The sequence below is a fragment of the Pseudomonas sp. GW822-FHT03F04 genome (assembly GCF_058801405.1).
Genome location: NZ_JBXANF010000001.1, coordinates 327222 through 351467, shown reverse-complemented (window position 1 = coordinate 351467; position 24246 = coordinate 327222). Strand labels below are relative to the sequence as shown.

The following is a 24246-nucleotide window of genomic DNA, read 5'->3' as shown; positions in this document are numbered from 1 at the left end:
GCCAGCCAAGAGAGAGCCCGTCATGTCCCAGTTGCCATCCCTGAGCCAGTTACGCGACCCCCATGCCTTCCTGCGCCGTCACCTCGGCCCCGATGCCGCCGAGCAGCAGGCGATGCTCGACAGCCTGGGCCTCGGCAGCCGGATCGAACTGATCGAGCAGACTGTCCCGCCCGCCATCCGCCTCAACCGCGAACTGGACCTGCCGCCCGCGCTGGACGAGCAGGCCGCGCTGGCGAAACTGCGCGGGTACGCCGAACAGAACCAGGTCTGGACCAGCCTGATCGGCATGGGCTACCACGGCACCCTCACGCCGGCGGTCATTTTGCGTAACGTGCTGGAAAATCCCGGTTGGTACACCGCCTATACGCCCTATCAACCGGAGATTGCCCAGGGCCGGCTCGAAGCGTTGCTCAACTTCCAGCAACTGACCATCGATCTCACCGGTCTGGAACTGGCCAACGCCTCGTTGCTCGATGAGGCGACTGCGGCCGCCGAGGCCATGGCGCTGGCCAAACGCGTGGCGAAGTCGAAGAGCAATCTGTTTTTCGTCGACGAAAACTGTCATCCGCAAACCATTTCCGTGGTGCAGACCCGCGCCGAAGGCTTCGGCTTCGAGCTGATCGTCGACACGGTGGATAACTTGAAGCAGCACCAGGTGTTCGGCGCGCTGCTGCAATACCCCGACACCCACGGCGAGGTCCGCGACCTGCGCCCGTTGATCGATCACCTGCATGCGCAACAGGCGCTGGCATGCGTGGCGGCCGATTTGCTCAGTCTGTTGTTGCTGACGCCACCGGGTGAACTGGGCGCCGATGTGGTGTTCGGCTCTTCACAGCGCTTCGGTGTGCCGATGGGTTACGGCGGGCCGCACGCGGCGTTTTTCGCCAGTCGCGAGGAGTACAAACGGGCGATCCCCGGGCGGATCATCGGCGTGTCGAAGGACGCTCGTGGCAACGTGGCGCTGCGCATGGCCCTGCAAACTCGGGAGCAGCATATTCGCCGGGAGAAGGCCAATTCGAACATCTGCACCGCCCAGGTGTTGCTGGCCAACATCGCCAGTTTTTACGCGGTCTATCACGGGCCGCAAGGGCTGAAGCGGATCGCCCAGCGCGTGCACCGGCTGACCTGCATCCTTGCTGCCGGCCTTGAGCGGCATGGCATCAAGCGTATCAACGAGCACTTTTTCGACACACTCACCCTGGACGTCGGCGGCGCGCAGACCGCGATCATCGAAAGCGCTCAGGACGCGCAGATCAACCTGCGGATTCTCGGTCGCGGCCATTTGGGCCTGAGCCTCGATGAAACCTGTGACGAGAGCACGGTCGGCAAACTGTTCGATGTGCTGTTGGGTGTCGATCATGGATTGAACGTCGAAGAACTCGACGCTGAAACGCTGGTGTCCGGGATTCCGGATAATCTGCTGCGCAGTTCACCCTATCTGCGCCACCCGGTTTTCAACGCCCATCACAGCGAAACCGAGATGCTGCGCTACCTCAAGCAGCTGGAGAACAAGGATCTGGCGCTCAACCAGTCGATGATCCCGCTCGGCTCCTGCACCATGAAACTCAACGCCACCAGTGAAATGATCCCGATCACCTGGCCGCAGTTCGCCAACCTGCACCCGTTCGTGCCCCGAGAGCAGGCCGTCGGATACACGTTGATGATCGAAGAGCTGGAGCGCTGGTTGTGCGCGATCACCGGGTTCGACGCGATCTGCATGCAGCCCAACTCCGGCGCCCAGGGCGAATACGCCGGGTTGCTGGCGATCCGCAAATACCACGAAAGTCGCCACCAGGGCGGGCGCGACATCTGCCTGATTCCGTCCTCGGCCCACGGCACCAACCCGGCCTCGGCGCAGATGGCCGGGATGCGGGTGGTGATCGTCGAGTGCGACGAGGCGGGCAACGTTGATCTGGATGACCTGAAATCCAAGGCATCCGAGGCGGGAGACAAGTTGTCGTGCCTGATGGCGACGTATCCGTCGACCCACGGCGTGTACGAGGAGGGCATCAGCGAAATCTGCGAAGTTATCCACAAGCACGGCGGCCAGGTGTACATGGACGGCGCCAACCTCAATGCCCAGGTCGGACTGGCGCGGCCGGCGGACATCGGCGCCGACGTTTCACACATGAACCTGCACAAGACCTTCTGCATTCCCCACGGCGGAGGCGGGCCGGGCATGGGGCCAATCGGTGTGCGGGCGCATCTGGCGCCGTTCGTCGCCAATCACCCGGTGGTGCCGATCGACGGGCCGCAACCGCAGAACGGTGCGGTGAGCGCAGCGCCCTGGGGCAGTGCGAGCATTTTGCCGATCAGCTGGATGTACATCGCCATGATGGGGCCGCAACTGGCGGACGCCAGCGAAGTGGCGATCCTCGCGGCGAATTACCTGGCGCAGCATCTGTCCGGCGCCTTTCCCGTGCTCTACACCGGGCGCAATGATCGGGTGGCCCATGAATGCATTCTGGATCTGCGGCCGCTGAAAGCGCAGACCGGCATCAGTGAGGAAGACATCGCCAAACGCCTGATGGATTACGGCTTCCATGCGCCGACCATGTCGTTCCCGGTGCCGGGTACCTTGATGGTCGAGCCGACCGAGAGTGAGTCCAAGACCGAACTGGACCGCTTCATCGGCGCCATGTTGAGCATCCGCGCGGAAATCACCGAAGTGCAAAACGGCAACTGGCCGGCCGAGGACAATCCGCTCAAGCGTGCGCCGCATACGCTGGCCGATGTCACCGGCGTCTGGGAGCGGCCTTACACTATTGAGCAGGGCATCACGCCGGATGCGCATACCAAGGCGCACAAATACTGGCCGGCGGTGAACCGGGTGGACAACGTCTATGGCGACCGCAACCTGTTCTGCGCGTGTGTGCCGGTGGATGATTACCGCTGATTGGCGGGCAAAAAAATGCCGCTCATGTGAGCGGCATTTTTTTGGGCGAAAGGTTTATTCCGATGCTACGGCGTTCTTCGCCAGGATCGCGTTCGCCAGTTCCATGTCCGTCGCTTGCAGGCCCGGGTTGTCGGCGCGGACTTTCTGCATGGCGGCTTCCAGGTACGGGCCACGGATGCCGCCATCGCTGGCGACGAAACTGCCGGCGTCATCCTGGGCGGCGACGATCAGCTTGTGATCCTTGAAGGTCAGGTACGTCGAGCCAGTGGTGGCGCCGGACGAAATGACGTTACGCCAAAAGCTGTCGGCCATCGCTGAACCAACGGGAAGGGACAGCAGGGCGAGGGTGGCGACAGCAAGTTTGAGACGCATGATGGGTGACTCCACAGGGGGTTGAACTGAGACCTTGGATCGCCATTTACCCTGTCGAGTTCCATGGCGGCTCAAGTAGCGCTAGAGGCGCGGTCACTTGTTTGAGACCATGCCCCCTGATTTTTTCGCAGGGATGCAATCGTGGGTGTTATCGCGCTGATTTACGGGGTGATGTGGACGGTGCTGATGGGCGCGTTCATCGGCCTTCCTGGCCTTTTGATCATGCTCTGTGTTCCGCCATGGCGCAGGGCGCTGCTGCGCCATCCGCGCAAATTTGCTGTCCTGATGCTGGTCTGTGTCTGCGTGGTTGGCTTTACCTTGTTTCAGGTGGTGGTCAGTTATCGGGAAAATAAGCTCCTTAATCCGAAACTGGAGGATGCGGTTCAAGTTCAGGGTCTGAATTTTCCTGCCGGCACCCGGTTGCACCTGAGATCAGCCGAACCGCTGGACGGGAGCGGCCAGCCTCAGGTCTATGGACTGGCCAACCTGCGGGGTGCCGAGTTTGCTGTACCGCATACCATCAAGGGAATGCGAGTTTCTACCCTGCAGATGATTCTCCCGTTGGCAGTAGATTTGAAGCTCGTCGGGGATCAAGAGGTGGAGGGCTGGCCCTGTCGCGGAGGGAGTTGGGTCCATCTGGGCTTCGGCGAGCATACCCGGTTTCAGCCGGAGCATTGGCAGTTCAGCGATTGTCAGTTGGTGGCTGGTACGAAAATCGCCGGGCTGAACTGGCCGGACTCCAGCCAGCTCTACAAGCTGGACACCGGCTACGCTGTTACCCATTTTCGTTCGACATCCACGGTTTTCATCGACGGCATTGAACTGGCGAACGTGAGCGTCCGTCTGGACCCGCAGCGCACGCTCGTGCGTTGGGAGGGGAACCTGAAGAGCCCGCTGACCCTTGGCGAGTGGACGTACCCTCAAGGAATGAGAGTGCAACAGAACGCGCCATCCACATTGATATTCAGTGCGGACGAATACTACACCGGACGAAACCTGCACTCCGGCAAGAGGCTGGGTCCCGGCCAGTCGATTGAGCAGCACAGGCTGGACGGCTCCGAGCTATGGATCAAACCCAGCACCGAGGTTGAGGGGTTCAACCGGTAACCGAGCTATTTCTGCTCACTCTGCGGCGTCACCCGCAACACCTCCTCGATAGTCGTCAGCCCCGCCGCGACTTTCTGCGCGCCGGACAATCGCAGGCTGCGCATGCCTTCCTTGAAAGCCTGGCGCCGGAGCGCCGTCAGATCGGTATCCGGGCTGATCAACGCCTTGAGGCTGTCGGTCAGTTGCATGATTTCGTAGACCCCGGCACGACCGTGATAACCGGTGTCGCGGCACTCGAGGCAACCGATGGCCCGTTGTGCATTGCCCGGCAGCGGCGCCTGCCACGGTCGGGTCAGGGTTTGCCAGTCTTCCTCGCCGATGGGCAATGGCACCTTGCAGTGCGGGCACAGCGTACGCACCAGCCGTTGGGCCATGACCCCGAGCACCGTGGCCTTGATCAGGTAATGCGGCACGCCGAGTTCCAGCAGGCGGCTGATGGCGCTCGGTGCATCGTTGGTGTGCAGGGTTGATAGCACCAGGTGCCCGGTCAATGCAGCCTGGATCGCCATTTCGGCGGTCTCCAGGTCGCGGATCTCGCCGATCATGATGATGTCCGGGTCCTGCCGCATCAGTGCCCGTACCCCGGCGGCAAAGGTCAGGTCGATGTTGTGCTGCACCTGCATCTGGTTGAAGGCCGGCTCGACCATCTCGATCGGGTCTTCGATGGTGCAGAGGTTGATTTCCGGGGTCGCCAGTTTTTTCAGGGTGGTATAGAGCGTGGTGGTCTTGCCCGAACCGGTCGGCCCGGTCACCAGAATGATGCCGTTGGGCTGGCGGGTCATGTCCTGCCAGCGGCGCAGGTCGTCGGCGGAAAACCCGAGCTGATCGAAATCCTTGAGCAGTACTTCCGGGTCGAAGATCCGCATCACCATTTTTTCGCCGAACGCGGTGGGCAGCGTCGACAGGCGCAACTCGACCTCGCCACCGTCCGGGGTCTTGGTCTTGACCCGGCCGTCCTGGGGTTTGCGCTTCTCGGCGACGTTCATTCGGCCAAGGCTTTTCAGGCGACTGACAATCGCCATCGTCACCTGCGGCGGAAATTGATAGACGTTGTGCAGTACGCCGTCGATACGAAAGCGCACCGTGCCTTGCTCGCGGCGTGGTTCGATGTGGATATCGCTGGCCCGTTGCTGGAAGGCGTACTGGAACAGCCAGTCGACGATGTTGACGATGTGTGCGTCGTTGGCGTCCGGCTCCTGATCGCTGGCGCCGAGGTTGAGCAGTTGTTCGAAATTGCCGAGGTTGCTGCCCGGCTGGTCGGCGTTGCTGGCGCCGCTGACCGATTTGGCGAGACGAAAGAACTCGACGCTGAAGCGCTGGATGTCCACCGGGTTGGCGACCACCCGTCTGATCGGCAGTTTCAGCACGTGGGTCAGGTCGGCTTCCCAGCCATTGACGTAGGGCTGGGCGCTGGCGACGGTCACTGCATCGCGGTCGACCGACACCGCAAGGATCCTGTGGCGCTGGGCGAAGGCGTAGGACATCAGCGGGGTGATGGCGGCGACGTTGATCTTCAGCGGATCAATCCGCAGGTACGGTTGGCCTGCCTGCTGCGCCAGCCACAGGGTCAGGCTTTCCAGGTCCAGGTGTTTGCCCGGCCGGCTGAGGTCGTCCAGTTGCTGGCCGGCGATGAATTCCAGCGGATGCACCTGCCCGTGGGTTGCATGTCGGCGGCGCGCATTCAGCGCGTGCTCGGCGGAGTCCTGGCTGATGAAGCCCTGGGCGACCAGTTCACGCAATACATCATTGAGATCCAGCCAGCGGTCCTGAGTGGCGAGTTGAACGGACATGCGGGCTCCTTTTGAACGACAGTTCGCAAAGGATAGTCGTGGCCCCGTAGACCGTTGGGCCACTACCCGACAAAGGCGTTTCCGCTTTTGTCAGCCTGCCGCCTGAGTGGGCGCATCCCACGCCGTCTCGGGGTTTTGCAGGTTCACCGAGCAGACGCTGATCAGGTTACGAAGTTTTTCCGCGATCACCTGGGCGCGATGCCAGCTCAGGCCACTCATGACGATGTCGATGGACAGCAGGTCGTCCAGGCGCTGGACATTGACCTGTTCCGGGGTGAGGAACTGCAAGGCGAACAGGTTCAACACACGCACCAGCAAATCCGGCTCGGCCTCGGCCAGTATCTGGTATTGCGCGTGGCAATGGGCGTTGCTGGCGTTCCACACATCGGCACGGGGCGCTGGGGTGTTGACGGCTTCGAGGTGTGGCATGGCTGGTCTCCGGAATCATTGGGGGAATTTTTACATTCGATGCCGGGCATTTCTTATCTAAGATGAGCTGATTACGTGATTGATCGGTCTGATCAATTCGCCATTGGCTTGTTTTGAGGATTTTTTATGCATAGTGAGCTGGACAGCTACGACCGGCGCATTCTCGCCCTGCTGCAAGAGGACGCTTCCTTGTCCAGCGCACAGATCGCCGAACAGGTGGGCCTGTCGCAGTCGCCTTGCTGGCGGCGGATTCAGCGGATGAAGGAGGAGGGGATCATTCGCGGCCAGGTGACTTTGCTCGATCGCAAGAAAATCGGCCTGAACACGCAGATCTTCGCCGAAATCAAACTCAACGCCCACGGCCGTTCGAACTTCACCGAATTCACCGAGGCGATTCGCGGCTTTCCCGAGGTGCTGGAGTGTTACGTGCTGATGGGGGCGGTGGACTTTCTGTTGCGGATTGTCGCGGCGGACATCGAGGCGTATGAGCGATTCTTCTTCGAGAAGCTGTCGCTGGTGCCGGGGATTCAGGAGGTGAACTCGATCGTGGCGCTGTCGGAGATCAAGTCGACGACGAGCCTGCCGGTATTGCGCTGATGATCGTTCCCACGCGTGGGAACGATCATCAGCCGGGGATTACATGCGCAGCAGCATTTTCCAGGCGCGGTTCTGGTAAACCGCAATTGCCTGATGCTTGCGCGCATCGAGCAGTTCATCCGTGATGGTCGGCTCGTTGGCCAGTTGCGCCAGTTTGTTCAGCTCGCCGTACAGACGATCCATTTCCGGGATCTCCAGCACGTTGCGCGCATGGTGCAGCCAGACCTGGATGCGCTCGATGCGCGGCAGTTGCTCGGCCAGATCTTCCGGCTGCTGCTGATAACGCTGCAATTGCAGCGAGGTGGCTTCTTCGCCCAGCAGGCGCGGCAACCAGCTGCCCAATTGCGCCGCACCCTGGCGATTGCCACGGGTGTTGCGGTCGGCCGCCCAGGTGCGGGCCAGCAACCAGCGCGACGTGTTCAGCGAGAACAGGCCCCAGCGCGGGTCTTCCAGTTCTTCGAGGAACTGCTCCGGCGCGGCTTTGCGCACGTCTTCGTCTTCAATACCGACCTGTACCAGTGGACGCCAGTCTTCCAGCAAGGCGTCCAGTGCAACGCGCAGGTCGTGGGTCGATTGACGCGGTGCGGCCTGGCCGAGGCTGCTGAGCAGGGCGCGCATTTCCGCGAGGTTCTCGACCCAGTCCTGCAGCAGGCGCCAATGGCCGTTGAAACGATACTGTTCGGCCAGACGCTGGCTGCTGCCGAGCAAGTGCCAGCTCAGGGCGGCGAAGGCATCGTCCAGCGGGGTTTCAGCGGTGATGGCCGGTGCCGGCAGGCTCAGCGAATAGCTGTTGGCGTCGTACAGGCGATAGCCGCGCTCGGCCTTGCTGATGTCGCACGGCATCAGGGCCAGGGTTTCGGCCAGTTCGGCGGCCAGTTCCAGCAACGCGGCAGGCTCGCCTTCGCGCAGTTCCAGTTCCAGCTCGCAGATTTCTTCTTTCTGTTTGCCGACTACCACGTGGCCCAGGTCCAGCGCGGCTTCGATGACTACTTTGGTCTTGCCACGGCCCCAGGCGATTTCGGCGCGCTCGCGGACGAAATCGGTGGTGAAGATCGGCTTCAGGGTTTTCTTGTCCAGCTCGGCGAGGGACTCGGGCCAGCATTCGCCGTCGAGTTTCTTCACGTCGAGCTTGGCTTTGGGCAGGTTCCAGTCGTATTCGTTACGCTCGGACAGACCGGCAACGCTCTGGCCACGGGTCTTGAGGGTCTGAATCACTTCTTCGCCGTCCTTGCGCAGGCGCAGGGCAACCTTGGCCCGGGCCAGGTCACGCTCGGGCGTGTCGAAGTACTGATTCATCAACTCACGGCGTTCCCAGCCACTTTTGTTGCGTTTTTTCAGGAGAGGGTGCTCGCGCAGGGCGGCGAGAGTTTCGCGGCTGACGCGGAGTTTGATTTCGGTTTCTTTCTGCATGGCCGGAAAATCCAGGATCGGGAGCGCAGCCGGGGGAATGTGTGGCTGCCAAGGCCGTGCAGTGTACAGGACTCAAACTTCCTACGCCTTGCGGCGGTTTATTCTCGGCGCCGGATGGTTCTATGATGGACTTCAATCCGGGAGTTGGAGTCAGCGATGCCTTTGCCGTCCATGCAAGACCAGTTCGCTGCACTGATCGCCGTGCCGTCGGTCAGTTGCACCCAGCCGAGCCTCGATCAGTCCAACCGGGCAGTGATTGACTTGCTCGCGGGTTGGCTCGGTGATCTGGGCTTCAGCTGCGATATCCAGCAGGTCAGCCCCGGCAAATTCAACCTGCTCGCCAGTTTCGGCAGCGGCCCCGGCGGGCTGGTGCTGGCCGGGCACAGCGACACGGTGCCCTACGACGATGCGTTGTGGAAAACCGATCCGCTGAAACTCACCGAAGTCGACGGCCGCTGGGTCGGCCTCGGCAGTTGCGACATGAAGGGCTTCTTCGCCCTGATCATCGAAGCCGTGCAACCACTGCTCGACCAGCCGTTCAGGCAACCGCTGCTGATCCTCGCCACCTGCGATGAAGAAAGCTCGATGTCCGGCGCCCGGGCGCTGGCCGAAGCGGGGCGGCCGCTGGGCCGGGCGGCGGTGATCGGCGAGCCGACCGGGCTCAAGCCGATCCGCATGCACAAGGGCATCATGATGGAGCGCATCGACATCCTCGGGCAGAGTGGCCATTCGTCGGATCCACGCCTGGGGCACAGCGCCCTCGAAGCGATGCACGACGCCATCGGCGAACTGCGTGGCCTGCGCCTGCTGTGGCAGCGCGAATTCAACAACCCGCAGTTCAGCGTCCCGCAGCCGACCATGAACTTCGGTTGCATCCATGGTGGCGACAACCCCAACCGTATCTGCGGTCAGTGTTCGCTGGAGTTTGATCTGCGGCCGTTGCCGGGAATGGACCCGAAGGTCCTGCGGGCCGAGATCCTGCGCAAGCTCAACCCGGTCGCCGAACGGCATCAGGTGAAGATCGACTACGCACCCTTGTTCCCCGAAGTGCCGCCGTTCGAGCAGGCCGAGGACGCCGAACTGGTGCGAATTGCCGAAAAACTCACCGGCCACACGGCCGAAGCGGTAGCGTTCGGCACCGAAGCGCCTTATCTTCAGCGCCTTGGCTGCGAAACCATCGTGCTCGGCCCCGGCGACATCGCCTGCGCCCACCAGCCGGACGAGTACCTTGAAATGTCACGTTTGCAGCCTACCGTGCATCTATTGCGGCAGTTGATCGAACATTACTGTCTCAAAGCTGTATAAATTGCCGTCCGGCCAACCCGTATTCATGAGGAGAGCGCGCGTGTCGCCAAGCCTGTTCCGACGATAACCATCAGCCCGCTGTGCGTTTTCCGTTTCGCCCTTTTTCCGGCTGCTATTTATTACAGGCCCAGGTTCATGCCCGAATACGTCAATTGGCTTCGTCACGCGTCCCCTTATATCAATGCCCACCGCGACTGCACCTTCGTCGTCATGCTGCCCGGCGACGGCGTGGAGCATCCGAATTTCGGCAACATCGTCCATGACATCGTGCTGCTGCACAGTCTTGGCGTGCGACTGGTGCTGGTGCATGGCTCCCGTCCGCAGATCGAAACCCGTCTTGCCGCGCGCGGCCTGACCCCGCATTACCACCACGGCATGCGCATCACCGATGCCGCGACGCTGGAGTGTGTGATCGACGCGGTTGGCCAGTTGCGCATCGCCATCGAAGCGCGGTTGTCCATGGACATGGCCTCGTCGCCGATGCAGGGCTCGCGCCTGCGAGTGGCCAGCGGCAATCTGGTGACCGCACGGCCGATCGGCGTGCTGGAAGGCGTCGATTATCACCACACCGGTGAAGTGCGCCGGGTCGACCGCAAGGGCATCAACCGTCTGCTCGATGAGCGCTCCATCGTGCTGCTGTCGCCGCTGGGTTATTCGCCGACCGGTGAAATCTTCAACCTGGCCTGCGAAGACGTCGCCACCCGCGCCGCTATCGATCTGGGCGCCGACAAACTGCTGCTGTTCGGCGCTGACCTCGGTCTGATCGACGAAAACGGCAAACTGGTGCGCGAACTGCGCCCGCAACAGGTGCCGGCGCATTTGCAGCGTCTGGGCAGCAACTATCAGGCAGAACTGCTGGATGCCGCCGCCGAAGCTTGCCGTGGCGGCGTGGCGCGCAGTCACATCGTCAGTTATGCCGAGGACGGCGCGCTGCTGACCGAACTGTTCACCCGTGACGGTGGCGGTACGCTGGTGGCCCAGGAGCAATTCGAGCGGGTGCGCGAGGCGGCGATTGAAGACGTCGGCGGCTTGCTCGACCTGATCAGTCCGCTGGAAGAGCAGGGGATTCTGGTGCGCCGTTCGCGCGAAGTGCTGGAGCGTGAGATCGAGCAGTTCAGCGTGGTCGAGCGTGAAGGGATGATCATCGCCTGTGCGGCGCTGTATCAGATTGCCGATTCGGATGCCGGTGAGCTGGCGTGCCTGGCGGTGAACCCGGAATACCGCCATGGCGGTCGTGGCGACGAATTGCTCGAACGCATCGAGACCCGTGCCCGGGCGCAGGGCCTGAAGACACTGTTCGTCCTCACCACCCGCACCGCCCACTGGTTCCGCGAGCGCGGCTTCGAGCCGAGCAGCGTCGAGCGCCTGCCGGCGGCCCGGGCTTCTCTCTACAACTATCAGCGCAACTCGAAGATCTTCGAAAAAGCCCTGTGATCGGCAATTGCCCCCACGCGACTCGTGGGGGCATATCCTTTACTCCGCGACAAACTTCGCACTGACATACGGCGAATAGTCGGGCAGTACGCTTTCGACCTTGCCTTGTTCCTTCAGGAATTTAGCCGTCTCACCAATCGCCTTCGCCGTGCCGCCATCCAGCAGCGCAGTGGTCTGTTGCGCCTTGGCATCGGGGAAAGCCGAACCGGCGAGCAATTCCGGGACGTCGGCAGCGTTGGCACCGGTCAGTTTGGCGATTTTCTGCACCGGCACCGAGTCGGCCGTCCAGCTGTCTTTATGGGCGGCATAGTCGGCGAACGAGTCCAGAGTCACCTTGGCAAATTTGGCCACGACCTCAGGATGCTTCTCCGCAAAGTCCTTGCGCGCTACCCAGACTTCGAAGGTCGGCGCGCCCCACTGGCCGACCTGCGCGGCATCGGTCAGGGTCTTGCCGGTCTTGCGGATCTCGCCCAGCGCTGGCGACCAGACAAAGGCGCCGTCGATGTCACCGCGTTTCCAGGCCGCCGCGATTTCTGCGGGTTGCAGGTTCACCACTTTGACTTTCGAGGTGTCCAGGCCCCAGTGCTTGAGCGCACCGAGCAGGCTGTAGTGGGAGGTGGAGACGAACGGGGTGGCGATGGTCTTGCCGATCAGATCCTCGGGCTTGTTGATACCGCTGCCGTTGCGAACGACCAGGGCTTCGGCGGCATTGATCTGTGCCGAGACGATGAACGCAACAATCGGCAGGTTGCGCGAAGCGGCGGCAGCCAGCGGGCTGGAACCGAGGTTGCCGATCTGTACGTCACCGGAGGCGATGGCTGTCACAACTTCCGGGCCACTGTTGAAACGGCGCCAGTCGATTTTTTCGCCTATGGTCTTCTCGTAAACGCCATCGGCCTGAGGGACTTTGCTTGGATCGATGCCGGTCTGGTAGCCGACAGTGAGGTTGGCGGCGTGGGCTGAGAAAGAAATCAATGCCGATACAAAAACTGTAACAAATTGACTAGATAGTGCGCGTTTGGCCATGATGGCGTCGCCTTTTCGATAGGGTTTGACGAATCGGGGTTTCGCCAAAGCTAAACGATCTAAAAAAAGGCTAATAAATACCATTTAGGAATGAGATTAGTCGCCGATACGCTGTATCCCGGTGCAGATGGCCATTACAGAGCCATATACCCGAATGGTATGAAAAAGAATGAATAAATTCTTTTTGGGTTTATCAGGAAATCTTTACCCTGCAAGGACCAAATAACTGCGATTAGACCTTGGTCGTAGACACACAAGGTTACGATTGACTTGTCAGTCACGGTCTGGCGCTAATCGCGCATCTTAGGATCCAGGGGCATCAGACTCCGGACCAGGAACACAAGAATTAGAAACGAGAGGAGCGATACATGAACAAGTCCACCTTGGCCCTGGCCGTGGCTGTAGGGGTTATGGCGCAGCAGGCAGGCGCCGCCGGTTTCATCGAAGACAGCAAGGCCACATTGGGGCTGCGTAACTACTACATCAACACCGACAACCGCGATGGCCAGCCGTCTGCAACGTCGAACACTCGCAACAAGAACGCCGAGTGGGGCCAAGGCTTCGATCTGCGCTTCATCTCCGGTTACACCCAGGGCACCGTTCAGTTCGGTGTTGACGCAATCGGCCTGTACGGCGTGCGCCTGGACTCCAGCCGTGCAGAACACGGTAACTACACCGGCACTGCTTCGGGCGGCACCGTTTTCCCAAGCGATGGCAACAAAGCCGTACACGATTTCGCCAGCCTGGGTGTGACCGGCAAGGTCAAGATCTCCCAGACCGAGCTGAAGGTCGGTACCTTGCTGCCGAACAACCCGGTCATCAAGTACAACGATGGTCGTCTGTTGCCACAAACCTTCCAGGGCGAAGCGATCACGTCGAACGAGATCAAGGACCTGACCCTGACTGCCGGTCAGGTTGAAGCCGTGAAAGGTCGTAACTCGAGCAACAACGAGAACATGTCGATCGCTGGCGCGAACGCCGGTTCGAACTACGACACCGGCGTGTTCAGCAACAAGTTCTACTACGCGGGTGCTGACTACAAAATCACCAAAGACCTGACCGCCTCGTACTACTACGGCGAGCTGAAGGAGTTCTACTCGCAGAACTTCCTGGGTCTGGTACACAACTGGGCAATCGGTCCAGGCGTACTGAAAAGCGACCTGCGTTACTACCGCAGCCGTGACAACGGCAACAACGGTGACACCCCTGCCTACTACACCAGCGGCTTCTATGGCGGCAAAACCGTCAAGGGCAAGGTCGACAACGATCTGTACAGCTACCTGGCGCTGTACTCGATTGAAGGTCACACCTTCGGTGGCGGCTATCAGTACACCAAGGGTGACAGTGACTTCCCTTGGCTGAACCAGGGTGACGGTTCGTCCAACAGCACCATCACCGACATGCAGATCCAGAAGTTTGCCCGTGCCGGCGAACGTACCTGGCAAGCTCGCTACGCCTATGACTTCGCCAAGGTCGGCGTACCTGGCCTGACGGCTGGCGTGATCTACCTGCGTGGCAACAACATCAATACCCCTCTGGGCGACAGCACCGAGTGGGAACGTGACCTGACCGTTGGTTACGTGATTCCGGAAGGCCCGCTGAAGAACCTCGGCGTTGCCTGGAAGAACGCCATGTGGCGTACCGACCTGGCGAACACTCGTTCCCAGGACGAAAACCGCCTGATCGTCAGCTACTCGATCCCGCTGCTGTAATAGCGCTCAAGTAACCGACGTAAAAAAGCCCCGTCCGGCATCGCGCCGGACGGGGCTTTTGCGTTTTCGGGTCAGGCCCACCCCCGTAGACCTTTCCCGACATTTCCCTCTTTGCAGCAACTCAAGGCCTTCTCGAACCTTGGGGCCGATGTTCGGCGCGTTGCCGGCAGGCGTCCAGTGAACAGATGTTTAATATTCTTAAACGATATAAATATCTCGTTATTTATTCTTTTTCAGATAGGCAAATCCCGAGCTACAGTTGAGGTCTCCAACAACTCATCAGGAGCAGCACCATGAGCCTCAGACTCGGCGATATCGCCCCCGATTTCGAACAGGATTCCAGCGCTGGCAAGATTCGTTTCCACGAGTGGCTGGGCGATAGCTGGGGCGTGCTGTTCTCCCACCCGGCGGACTTCACCCCGGTCTGCACCACCGAGCTGGGCTTCACCGCCAAGCTCAAGGATGAGTTCACCAAACGCGGCGTGAAGGCCATCGCCCTGTCGGTCGATCCGGTGGATTCGCACCACAAGTGGATCGAAGACATCAACGAAACCCAGCACACCATTGTCAACTTCCCGATCCTGGCCGATGCCGATCGCAAGGTGTCCGATCTCTATGACCTGATCCACCCGAACGCCAGCGATACTCTGACTGTGCGTTCGCTGTTCGTGATCGATCCGAACAAGAAGATCCGCCTGACCATCACCTACCCGGCGAGCACCGGGCGCAACTTCCACGAGATCCTGCGGGTGATCGACTCGCTGCAACTCACCGACAACTACAAGGTGGCCACCCCGGCCAACTGGCAGGACGGTGATGAAGTGGTGATCGTGCCGTCGCTCAAGGATGAAGACGAAATCAAGCAACGCTTTCCGAAGGGCTACCGCGCGGTGAAGCCGTACCTGCGCCTCACGCCACAGCCGAACAAATAACCTTCCTCGGATCGTTCCCACGTCGAACCGTCTGCGTGGGAAGCGATCAGTACGAACCACGATGCAGGGTTTCAGGCCGTTTTCACGGCCTGTTTTTTTGCCCGGAAGAACGTGAAACGCATATCTCCATAAAGAATAACCAAATGAATAAATATGATTTATGGATATATGAATCAGCTGGTAAGGTCAGTGTCATTGAAGCGAGATCGCAACCCGCGAATCGCCGGTAACGCTCAAGGAATTGTCTGAATGCTGGTCGTCTCACTCGGTGGCAGTCCCAGTCAACGCTCCCGTTCCGGGGTGTTGCTGGAGCGCTCGCAACGCTGGTTGCAGCAGCAAGGGGTGGAAGTGGTGAGTTATCAGGTGCGGGACTTCCCGGCCGAAGACCTGCTCCACGCCCGCTTCGACAGCCCGAAGGTGCTCGACCTGCTGCAACAGATTGAAAACGCCGATGGCCTGCTGATCGCGACTCCTGTCTACAAGGCGTCGTTCTCCGGCGCACTGAAGACCGTACTGGATCTGCTGCCCGAGCGCGCCCTGAACCACAAGATTGTCTTGCCGATGGCCACGGGCGGCAGTATCGCCCACATGCTGGTGGTCGATTACGCCCTCAAACCAGTGCTGTCGGCGTTGAAGGCCCAGGAAATGCTGCAAGGGATTTTTGCCGAGGACAGCCAGATCGCCTACGGCGAAGGCAGTGCCGCGGCGCAGTTGGCGCCAGCTCTGGAGCAGCGGCTACATGAAGCGCTGGACCAGTTTGTCAGCGCCATGGCCCGCCGGCCGAAGCCACTGGAGCCGGGGCTGTTGAACGAACGTTTGTTGAGTGCTCGCTGGAGCATTTGAGCCACATCGAAACTTGAAGTACTGGCCTTACTCGCCCGCCAACGGGCAAGCAGGTGCAGCCAAAACCCAACAGCAAAAAGGAGAGCGCTATGCGCACTGTATTTTTGCGTCGTGGTCTGGTCGCTCTGTTTGCTGCGGCTGTGTCCTTCGGCGCCATCACTCAAGCTCAAGCCGAGACGCTTCGTATCGGTTATCAGAAATACGGCACGCTGGTGCTGCTCAAAGCCAAAGGCACGCTGGAAAAGCGTCTCGCCGCCCAAGGCGTCGACGTGCAATGGACTGAATTCCCCGGCGGCCCGCAACTGCTGGAAGGCCTGAACGTCGGCTCGATCGACTTCGGCGTCACCGGCGAAACCCCGCCAGTCTTCGCCCAGGCGGCCGGTGCCGACCTGCTCTACGTGGCTTACGAGCCGCCAGCGCCAAACAGCGAAGCGATCCTCGTGCCGAAAGATTCGCCGATCAAATCGGTGGCGGATCTGAAGGGCAAGAAAGTCGCCCTGAACAAAGGTTCCAACGTCCACTACCTGTTGGTGCGTGCGCTGGAAGACGCCGGCCTCAAGTACACCGACATTCAAACTGTATTCCTGCCGCCGGCCGATGCCCGCGCTGCGTTCGAACGTGGCAGCGTCGACGCCTGGGTCATCTGGGATCCGTACCAGGCCGCCGCCGAGAAGCAACTGCAAGCGCACACCCTGCGTGACGGCAAAGGCATCGTCGACAACCACCAGTTCTATCTGGCGACCAAACCCTACGCACAGAAAAATCCCGAGGTGATCAAGACCCTGGTGGAAGAAGTGCGCGCCGTCGGCGAATGGTCCAAGGCCAATCCTGAAGACGTGACCCAACAGGTGTCGCCGCTGCTCGGCCTGCCGGCAGACATCACCCTGACCTCGGTGAAGCGCCAGGGCTACGGCGCGCTGTTCCTGACCCCGGAAGTGGTCGCCGCGCAACAGAAAATCGCCGACACCTTCTACCAGCTCAAGCTGATTCCCAAGCCGTTGAGCATCAAGGATGTGATCTGGACACCACCGGCCGCTGTGGCCCAAAGCTCGGCCACCCAAGCCCAGTAAATCGAATTCCCAAGGAGACCACTCCATGAGCCTCAACATCTTCTGGTTCCTGCCTACCCACGGTGACGGCCATTACCTTGGCACCGCCGAAGGCGCCCGCGCCGTCGACCACGGCTATCTGCAACAGGTCGCGCAAGCGGCGGATCGACTGGGCTTCGGCGGCGTGCTGATTCCTACCGGCCGCTCCTGCGAGGATTCATGGTTGGTGGCGGCATCGTTGATTCCAGTGACCCAGCGCCTGAAGTTTCTGGTCGCCCTGCGCCCCGGGATCATTTCCCCGACGGTGGCGGCGCGTCAGGCCGCGACCCTGGATCGGTTGTCCGGTGGTCGTGCGCTGTTCAACCTGGTGACCGGTGGCGATCCGGAAGAGTTGGCCGGCGACGGGCTGTTCCTCGATCACGAAGCGCGCTATCAGGCCTCGGTGGAGTTCACCCGGATCTGGCGCAGGGTGCTGGAAGGCGAAACCGTGGATTACGACGGCGAGCACATCAGTGTGAAGGGCGCCAAGTTGCTTTATCCGCCTATCCAGCAACCGCGTCCGCCGTTGTACTTCGGTGGCTCTTCGGAAGCGGCGCAGGATCTGGCCGCCGAGCAAGTGGAAATGGTTTTGACCTGGGGCGAGCCGCCAGCAGCCGTTGCCGAGAAGATCGAACAGGTTCGGGCCAAGGCCGCCAAACTCGGCCGCACTGTGCGCTTCGGCATCCGTCTGCATGTGATCGTGCGGGAAACCAACGCCGAAGCCTGGCAAGCGGCGGATCGCCTGATTTCGCATCTGGACGACGACACCATCAAACGTGCCCAGGCGTCACTGGCGCGGTTCGATTCGGTCGGCCAGCAACGCATGGCCGCGCTGCACGGTGGCAGTCGTGACAACCTCGAAGTCAGCCCGAACCTGTGGGCCGGCGTCGGCCTGGTGCGCGGCGGTGCCGGTACAGCGCTGGTCGGCGACGGTCCGACTGTAGCTGCACGCGTGAAGGAATACGCGGATCTGGGCATCGATACCTTCATCTTCTCCGGTTACCCGCACCTCGAGGAGTCGTATCGGGTCGCCGAGCTGCTGTTCCCGCACCTCGACGTCGAGCGTCCGGAACTGCCGAAAAGCGCCGGTTACGTCAGCCCGTTCGGCGAAATGGTGGCCAACGACATTCTTCCCAAAGCCGCGTCCCAGAGCTGAGGCGCCGCCATGAAGAAATTTATCCACAGCCTCGCGCCCTGGGCGTTGCCGGTGTTGCTGCTGGCGGTGTGGCAGTTGTCGGTGTCGGCGGGTTGGCTGTCGACGCGGATTCTGCCGGCGCCGGTGGCGGTGATCGAAGCCGGTGTGAGCCTGGTGCGCAGCGGTGAAATCTGGACGCACCTGGCAATCAGCGGCTGGCGCGCGGCGCTGGGCTTCACCATCGGTGGCAGCATCGGCCTGGTGCTGGGCTTTATCACCGGCCTGTCGAAGTGGGGCGAACGCCTGCTCGACAGCTCGGTGCAGATGATCCGCAACGTGCCGCATCTGGCGTTGATTCCGTTGGTGATCCTGTGGTTCGGCATCGACGAGTCGGCGAAGATTTTTCTGGTGGCGTTGGGCACGTTGTTCCCGATCTACCTCAACACCTATCACGGCATCCGCAACGTCGATCCGGCGCTGGTGGAAATGGCCCGCAGTTATGGCTTGTCCGGTTTCAGCCTGTTCTGGCAGGTGATTCTGCCGGGGGCGTTGCCTTCGATTCTGGTCGGCGTGCGTTTTGCGCTGGGCTTCATGTGGCTGACGCTGATCGTGGCGGAAACCATCTCTGCCAGCTCGGGCATCGGTTACCTGGCGATGAATGCCCGTGAGTTTTTGCAGACCGACGTGGTGGTGCTGGCGATTCTGCTTTACGCGGTGCTCGGCAAACTGGCCGACCTCGCGGCCCGTGGACTTGAGCGTGTGTGGCTGCGCTGGCATCCGGCGTATCAAGTGGCGAAAGGAGGTGCGGCATGACCGCTCAACAACCTCCACGCCTGCTGCGCGGCATTCCGCTGGCGGTGCGCAATCTGCAAAAGACCTTCGGTTCGCGGCAGGTGTTGCGGGGCATCGACCTGCACATTCCGGCGGGACAGTTCGTCGCCGTGGTCGGACGCAGCGGATGCGGCAAAAGCACGTTGTTGCGCTTGCTCGCTGGCCTCGATCAACCCACCGGCGGCGACCTGCTGGCCGGCGCTGCACCGCTGAGCGACGCGCAGGAAGACACCCGATTGATGTTCCAGGAAGCACGGTTGCTGCCATGGAAAAAGATCATCGACAACGTCGGTCTCGGCCTTAAAGGCAACTGGCGTCCGCAAGCCCTGGAAGCGCTGGATGCAGTCGGCCTCGCCGATCGCGCCAACGAATGGCCGGCGGCCTTGTCCGGCGGGCAGAAGCAGCGTGTGGCACTGGCGCGCGCCTTGATCCATCAACCGCGCCTGCTGTTGCTCGACGAACCGTTGGGCGCACTGGACGCGCTGACCCGGATCGAGATGCAGCAACTGATCGAACGTCTCTGGCAACAGCATGGTTTCACCGTGTTGCTGGTGACCCACGATGTCAGCGAAGCGGTGGCGATTGCCGACCGGGTGATTCTGATCGAGGACGGCGAAGTCGGCCTCGACCTGCAGGTGGAGCTGCCGCGCCCTCGGGTGCGTGGCTCCCATCGACTGGCAGCGCTGGAAACCGAAGTACTCAACCGTGTGTTGTCCCTGCCCGGCGAGCCGCCGGCGCCGGAACCCGTTTCACCCTTGCCTACGCAACTGCGTTGGGCTCAATAACTCAAGCAAACGACAGGAATCAATGCCATGACTATCAAAGCCATCAACGTACGCAACCAGTTCAAAGGCGCGATCAAGGAGATCGTTCTCGGCGACGTGCTGTCGGAAATCGACGTGCAGACCGCCTCCGGCATCGTCACGTCGGTGATCACCACCCGTTCGGTCAAGGAGCTGGAACTGGAGGTCGGCAGCGAAGTGATCGCCTTCGTGAAATCCACCGAGGTGTCCATCGCCAAGTTGTAAGCCTGTGAGTAAAAAACAACCCCGAAGGGTGTGAGCCCTTCGGGGTTTTTTGTGTCTGTCGTGCGGCGCTAGAGAACCCGCTTGGGCAGATAGGGCGGCAGATACAGCCCGATGTAGGCATCGAACACGCGCATTCCTTCCTCGGCCATGCGCGGCGTGATCTGTCCGTGCTGCTGCACCGAGCGGGCGTAGACGCGGTCGCCCAGTTCCATCGCCAGTGCGAACACGTCGACGTCGTCCGGCAGCTTCGGCAGTTCGAAGTGATGATCGAACAGCTTGTGCATCAGGTCGCCCAGTTCCAGATCGTGCTGGCGGTCGGCCTGGGTGACTTCGGTGAGGCCGTGTTGCGCGAGGATCAGTTGCCGGGCGGCGGCGTCTTCGTCGTAGATCTCCAGCATCCGTTGCTCGACCAGTCGTGACAGGTCGCGCCAGTCGCGCAGGGCGTCGTGATCGATCGGCGCTTGCAGGCAGGCGCGGAAAGCCGCGTGGACATCCGCCGTCAGGCCCTCGAGCAAGGCCGGGACGCTGGCGAAGAAATGGTAGACCGAGGAGGGTGGGATCTGCGCGCGCTCGGCGACGCTGTAGACCGACAGGCTCGCCACGCCCTCGGCGGCCAGCAGCGTGCGCGCGGCGTCGAGTATCGAATCGATCCGCGCCTGGCTGCGGGCACGGGGTTTGCGGACGGGGGCGGGACGCGTCATGAAAGTCTCCTGCGGGGCATCGGTCATTGTACGCAGAGCTTGGCCATGTGCCACAGGGGCCAATAAAAAACGCCGCGGGCTGAGAAGCCAACGGCGTTTTCTTTTGCTGCAATCCGCTTAAACGGTATGCAGGTACCAGTTGTACTCAAGGTCGGAGATGGAGTGTTCGAACTCCTCCAGCTCGCTTTCCTTACAGGCGACGAAGATATCGATGTACTTAGGATCGATGTACTTGGCCATCACCTCGCTGTCGTCCAGCTCGCGCAGGGCATCGCGCAAGTTGTTCGGCAGGCTCTGCTCGTTCTGCTCGTAGCTGTTGCCTTCGACCGGAGCGCCCGGTTCGATTTTGTTGACCAGACCGTGGTGCACGCCCGCCAGGACCGAAGCCATCAGCAGGTACGGGTTGGCGTCGGCGCCGGCAACGCGGTGTTCCAGACGGACCGCGTCGGCGGAGCCGGTCGGTACGCGCAGGGCCACGGTGCGGTTGTCCAGGCCCCAGCTCGGCGAGTTCGGCACGTAGAACTGTGCGCCGAAACGACGGTAGGAGTTGACGTTCGGGCAGAGGAAAGCCATCTGCGCGGGCAGGGTCTCGAGCACACCGCCGATCGCGTGACGCAGTGCGGCGTTCTGCTCGGGATCCTCGCTGGCAAAAATGTTTTTGCCTTGTTTATCCAGAATCGAAATGTGGACGTGCAGACCGTTGCCGGCCTGACCCGGGTACGGCTTGGCCATGAAGGTGGTGTCCATTTCATGGTCGTAGGCGATGTTCTTGATCAGACGCTTGAGCAGGACCGCGTAATCGCACGCCTTGATCGGGTCGGCGACGTGGTGCAGGTTCACTTCGAACTGCGCCGGGGCACTTTCCTTGACGATGGCGTCGGCCGGGATGCCTTGCTCTTTCGCACCTTCCAGAATGTCCTGGAGGCAGTCGACGTATTCGTCGAGGTCGTCGATCAGGTAAACCTGGGTCGAATGCGGGCGTTTGCCGGAGATCGGCGAGCGTGGCGGCTGAGGGCGGCCGTTCACGTTTTCCTGGTCGATCAGGTAGAACTCGAGTTCGAATGCGGCGCAGATGGTCAAGCCCAGCTCGTCAAACTTTGCAACAACTTGACGGAGTACTTCGCGCGGATCGGCGAAGAAAGGGTCACCTTCGAGTTCGTGCATGGTCATCAACAGTTGCGCGGTAGGGCGCTTCTGCCATGGCTCGTTGCACAGGGTGTCGGGGATTGGATAGCAGATACGGTCGGCGTCGCCGATGTCCAGGCCCAGGCCGGTGCTTTCCACCGTCGAACCATTGATATCCAGAGCAAATAGAGAGGCCGGCAGGTTGATGCCTTTCTCGTAAACCTTGTGGAGGCTGGTGCGTTCGATGCGCTTGCCGCGCACCACACCATTCATATCCGCAATCAGAAGGTCAACGTACAGAACCTCAGGATGTTCCTTAAGGAACGCGTTCGCTTCGTTAAGCTGAACGGCACGCGGGGGTACCGACATGATGCAACACCTTTGTTGTTAAAAATATCAATCATTGATCTTTTCTGGTTTCAGTCAACCCGAACGGCCTGCCGAAGTCAAGCGAGGCCTTTTTTGCCCTGAAAAAGCGCCATGAGGGCATTTATGGGGCACTTTGGGGCATTTTTTTATCCATGGAGGACACGCCACCCGCAGGCTTGAGCAGGCCGTGTTGTATTTTTTACGGGGGTGTTGTGTAAAAAAATGAACAAGGCTAAGCTCGGGTCAAACCCATAACAGCAATAATACCGGGGTGCTTCATGTCTCGCCTGCCGTTAATCGGCGTCACCGACTGCTCCTTGCAGTCCGGTCTGCATGCTTATCACATCAGTGGCGACACGTCCGTCCGCAGCGCAGCCAGCAAGGCTCGCAGCCTGCCAGCGGTGTCTCTGTCCACGGCAGATCAGGCGACAGCGTCCGATATTCTGGACGCATGCGGGGGCATCCTCTTTAGCGGTTCTCCTTTCAATATAGATCTCTTTCCTTCTTCCGGCCTGCACCGCGCCCGTCGCCGTGCCCGTGATTCTGCACGCCCGGAATGTGCACAGGAAATGCAACGCCAGCGTAAAGGGCAGGTAAGCTCCTCCTTCATTGTCTATGCGCGGTGCCAGGCGTAAGCCGGTACTGCGCGCAAGCAAGCCCCCTTAACGCGACGCCCCGTGCGTCAAACTTGCCTGACACGCGTCAGGAGACTCAGCCCAGAGGCATTTATGAGTAACAACCTCGACCAGCTCACCGATTGGTTGAAAGACCACAAGATCACAGAAGTCGAATGCATGATCGGCGACTTGACCGGTATCACCCGGGGCAAGATCTCGCCGACCAACAAGTTCATCGCCGAAAAAGGCATGCGCCTGCCAGAGAGCGTTCTGTTGCAGACCGTGACCGGCGACTACGTCGAAGACGACATCTATTACGAACTGCTCGACCCGGCCGACATCGACATGATCTGCCGCCCCGACCAGAACGCCGTGTACCTGGTGCCATGGGCCATCGAGCCGACCGCCCAGGTGATCCACGACACCTACGACAAGCAAGGCAACCCGATCGAGCTGTCGCCGCGCAACGTCCTCAAGAAAGTCCTGAAACTCTATGCCGACAAGGGCTGGCAGCCGATCGTGGCGCCGGAAATGGAGTTCTACCTGACCAAGCGCAGCGACGACCCCGACTATCCGTTGCAGCCGCCAGTCGGCCGTTCCGGGCGTCCGGAAATCGGTCGTCAGTCGTTCTCCATCGAAGCGGCGAACGAATTCGATCCGCTGTTCGAAGACGTCTACGACTGGTGCGAATTGCAGGAGCTGGACCTCGACACGCTGATCCACGAGGACGGCACCGCGCAGATGGAAATCAACTTCCGTCACGGCGATGCCTTGTCCCTCGCCGACCAGATCCTGGTGTTCAAACGCACCATGCGTGAGGCCGCCCTCAAGCACAACGTGGCCGCCACCTTCATGGCCAAGCCGATGACCGGTGAGCCGGGCAGTGCGATGCACCTGCACCAGAGCATCATCGACATCGAGACCGGCAAGAACGTGTTCTCCAACGAAGACGGGACCATGAGCCAGTTGTTCCTGCACCACATCGGTGGCCTGCAGAAACTGATCCCGGAATTGCTGCCGCTGTTCGCACCGAACGTCAACTCGTTCCGCCGCTTCCTGCCGGATACCTCCGCGCCAGTAAACGTGGAGTGGGGCGAAGAAAACCGCACCGTGGGCCTGCGCGTACCGGATGCCGGCCCGCAGAACCGTCGGGTGGAAAACCGCCTGCCGGGCGCCGACGCCAACCCGTACCTGGCGATTGCCGCGAGCCTGCTCTGCGGCTACATCGGCATGGTCGAGGGCCTCAACCCGAGCGCGCCGGTCGTGGGCCGTGGTTACGAGCGCCGCAACCTGCGCCTGCCACTGACCATCGAAGACGCGCTGGAGCGTATGGAAAACAGCGCAACCATCGAGAAATACCTGGGCAAGACCTTCATCACCGGCTACGTCGCGGTCAAGCGGGCCGAGCATGAAAACTTCAAGCGCGTGATCAGTTCCTGGGAGCGTGAGTACCTGCTCTTCGCCGTCTGATACGCCGGGCGCGGTGGCCAGCCGCCGCG

At 61.0% G+C, this 24246-nt stretch carries 22 protein-coding genes; 15 read left to right on the top strand and 7 right to left on the bottom strand.

The genetic code is table 11. The features are described from left to right. The first annotated feature begins 22 nt into the window (after positions 1-22). Entirely contained in the window at positions 23-2896 is a 2874-nt protein-coding gene (gene gcvP / locus AC1RMX_RS01615) for an aminomethyl-transferring glycine dehydrogenase (RefSeq protein ID WP_493070189.1), read from the top strand. Positions 2897-2950: 54 nt separating this feature from the next. Here gcvP and AC1RMX_RS01610 read toward each other — a convergent pair whose 3' ends face one another. Further along, entirely contained in the window at positions 2951-3271 is a 321-nt protein-coding gene (locus tag AC1RMX_RS01610; protein ID WP_169843014.1) for a DUF2388 domain-containing protein, read from the bottom strand. A gap of 138 nt (positions 3272-3409) precedes the next feature. Between AC1RMX_RS01610 and AC1RMX_RS01605 the strand changes: the two genes are divergently transcribed. Further along, positions 3410-4375: a hypothetical protein gene (locus AC1RMX_RS01605; RefSeq protein WP_493070187.1), complete on the top strand. Its 966-nt coding sequence runs from the start codon at positions 3410-3412 to the stop codon at positions 4373-4375. Positions 4376-4380: 5 nt separating this feature from the next. Here the strand turns inward: AC1RMX_RS01605 and tfpB are convergent, their stop codons facing one another. Continuing rightward, positions 4381-6165 (bottom strand): type IV pilus assembly ATPase TfpB, encoded by a 1785-nt coding sequence (tfpB, locus tag AC1RMX_RS01600; RefSeq protein WP_096817439.1) that lies wholly within the window; start codon positions 6163-6165, stop codon positions 4381-4383. 90 nt (positions 6166-6255) lie between these two features. Next, positions 6256-6594: an ACT-like domain-containing protein gene (locus tag AC1RMX_RS01595; protein WP_096817440.1), complete on the bottom strand. Its 339-nt coding sequence runs from the start codon at positions 6592-6594 to the stop codon at positions 6256-6258. A gap of 126 nt (positions 6595-6720) precedes the next feature. On the opposite strand from AC1RMX_RS01595, the gene AC1RMX_RS01590 reads away from it, so the two are divergent. Beyond that, on the top strand, positions 6721-7191 hold the full coding sequence (locus tag AC1RMX_RS01590) for an Lrp/AsnC family transcriptional regulator (RefSeq protein WP_007951785.1): 471 nt from the start codon (positions 6721-6723) through the stop codon (positions 7189-7191). 39 nt (positions 7192-7230) lie between these two features. Here the strand turns inward: AC1RMX_RS01590 and AC1RMX_RS01585 are convergent, their stop codons facing one another. Beyond that, entirely contained in the window at positions 7231-8601 is a 1371-nt protein-coding gene (locus AC1RMX_RS01585; protein ID WP_096817442.1) for a CYTH domain-containing protein, read from the bottom strand. Between the two features lie 156 nt (positions 8602-8757). On the opposite strand from AC1RMX_RS01585, the gene argE reads away from it, so the two are divergent. Next, positions 8758-9906: an acetylornithine deacetylase gene (gene argE / locus AC1RMX_RS01580; protein ID WP_096817444.1), complete on the top strand. Its 1149-nt coding sequence runs from the start codon at positions 8758-8760 to the stop codon at positions 9904-9906. 135 nt (positions 9907-10041) lie between these two features. Further along, complete coding sequence (argA, locus tag AC1RMX_RS01575; RefSeq protein WP_102619648.1) at positions 10042-11340, top strand: amino-acid N-acetyltransferase; 1299 nt, start codon at positions 10042-10044, stop codon at positions 11338-11340. A gap of 39 nt (positions 11341-11379) precedes the next feature. Here argA and tauA read toward each other — a convergent pair whose 3' ends face one another. Further along, positions 11380-12369, bottom strand: a complete 990-nt coding sequence (gene tauA, locus AC1RMX_RS01570; protein WP_102619804.1) for a taurine ABC transporter substrate-binding protein — start codon at positions 12367-12369, stop codon at positions 11380-11382. 365 nt (positions 12370-12734) lie between these two features. Between tauA and AC1RMX_RS01565 the strand changes: the two genes are divergently transcribed. From AC1RMX_RS01565 to AC1RMX_RS01530, 8 genes are all read left to right on the top strand, one after another. Continuing rightward, on the top strand, positions 12735-14078 hold the full coding sequence (locus AC1RMX_RS01565) for an OprD family porin (RefSeq protein ID WP_493070184.1): 1344 nt from the start codon (positions 12735-12737) through the stop codon (positions 14076-14078). A 293-nt stretch (positions 14079-14371) separates the two neighbouring features. After that, entirely contained in the window at positions 14372-15010 is a 639-nt protein-coding gene (locus AC1RMX_RS01560; protein ID WP_102619650.1) for a peroxiredoxin, read from the top strand. Positions 15011-15259: 249 nt separating this feature from the next. Next, positions 15260-15853, top strand: a complete 594-nt coding sequence (gene ssuE / locus AC1RMX_RS01555) for an NADPH-dependent FMN reductase (protein ID WP_085731495.1) — start codon at positions 15260-15262, stop codon at positions 15851-15853. A gap of 89 nt (positions 15854-15942) precedes the next feature. Then, positions 15943-16923 carry a sulfonate ABC transporter substrate-binding protein gene (locus AC1RMX_RS01550; protein ID WP_096817451.1) on the top strand — a complete coding sequence of 327 codons (981 nt, stop codon included), beginning with the start codon at positions 15943-15945 and terminating at the stop codon, positions 16921-16923. Between the two features lie 25 nt (positions 16924-16948). Then, entirely contained in the window at positions 16949-18097 is a 1149-nt protein-coding gene (gene ssuD / locus AC1RMX_RS01545; RefSeq protein WP_011336452.1) for an FMNH2-dependent alkanesulfonate monooxygenase, read from the top strand. Between the two features lie 9 nt (positions 18098-18106). Next, positions 18107-18889, top strand: a complete 783-nt coding sequence (gene ssuC, locus AC1RMX_RS01540; RefSeq protein WP_011336451.1) for an aliphatic sulfonate ABC transporter permease SsuC — start codon at positions 18107-18109, stop codon at positions 18887-18889. Continuing rightward, the gene (gene ssuB / locus AC1RMX_RS01535) at positions 18886-19692 is read left to right on the top strand and encodes an aliphatic sulfonates ABC transporter ATP-binding protein (RefSeq protein WP_096817453.1); all 807 of its coding nucleotides are present in this window, start codon (positions 18886-18888) and stop codon (positions 19690-19692) included. The genes ssuC and ssuB overlap by 4 nt, the downstream gene beginning before the upstream one ends. 27 nt (positions 19693-19719) lie before the next feature. Then, positions 19720-19935 carry a TOBE domain-containing protein gene (locus tag AC1RMX_RS01530; RefSeq protein ID WP_007953520.1) on the top strand — a complete coding sequence of 72 codons (216 nt, stop codon included), beginning with the start codon at positions 19720-19722 and terminating at the stop codon, positions 19933-19935. A gap of 68 nt (positions 19936-20003) precedes the next feature. Here the strand turns inward: AC1RMX_RS01530 and AC1RMX_RS01525 are convergent, their stop codons facing one another. Both AC1RMX_RS01525 and AC1RMX_RS01520 read right to left on the bottom strand, forming a co-directional pair. Next, on the bottom strand, positions 20004-20636 hold the full coding sequence (locus tag AC1RMX_RS01525; protein ID WP_102619652.1) for a TetR/AcrR family transcriptional regulator: 633 nt from the start codon (positions 20634-20636) through the stop codon (positions 20004-20006). Positions 20637-20753: 117 nt separating this feature from the next. Then, positions 20754-22130 carry a glutamine synthetase family protein gene (locus AC1RMX_RS01520; protein ID WP_096817455.1) on the bottom strand — a complete coding sequence of 459 codons (1377 nt, stop codon included), beginning with the start codon at positions 22128-22130 and terminating at the stop codon, positions 20754-20756. Positions 22131-22408: 278 nt separating this feature from the next. On the opposite strand from AC1RMX_RS01520, the gene AC1RMX_RS01515 reads away from it, so the two are divergent. Together AC1RMX_RS01515 and AC1RMX_RS01510 are read left to right on the top strand one after the other, a co-directional pair. Then, positions 22409-22765, top strand: a complete 357-nt coding sequence (locus AC1RMX_RS01515; RefSeq protein WP_141401752.1) for a gamma-glutamyl-gamma-aminobutyrate hydrolase family protein — start codon at positions 22409-22411, stop codon at positions 22763-22765. A gap of 93 nt (positions 22766-22858) precedes the next feature. Then, positions 22859-24217: a glutamine synthetase family protein gene (locus AC1RMX_RS01510; protein WP_096817456.1), complete on the top strand. Its 1359-nt coding sequence runs from the start codon at positions 22859-22861 to the stop codon at positions 24215-24217. The last annotated feature ends 29 nt before the right edge of the window (positions 24218-24246 follow it).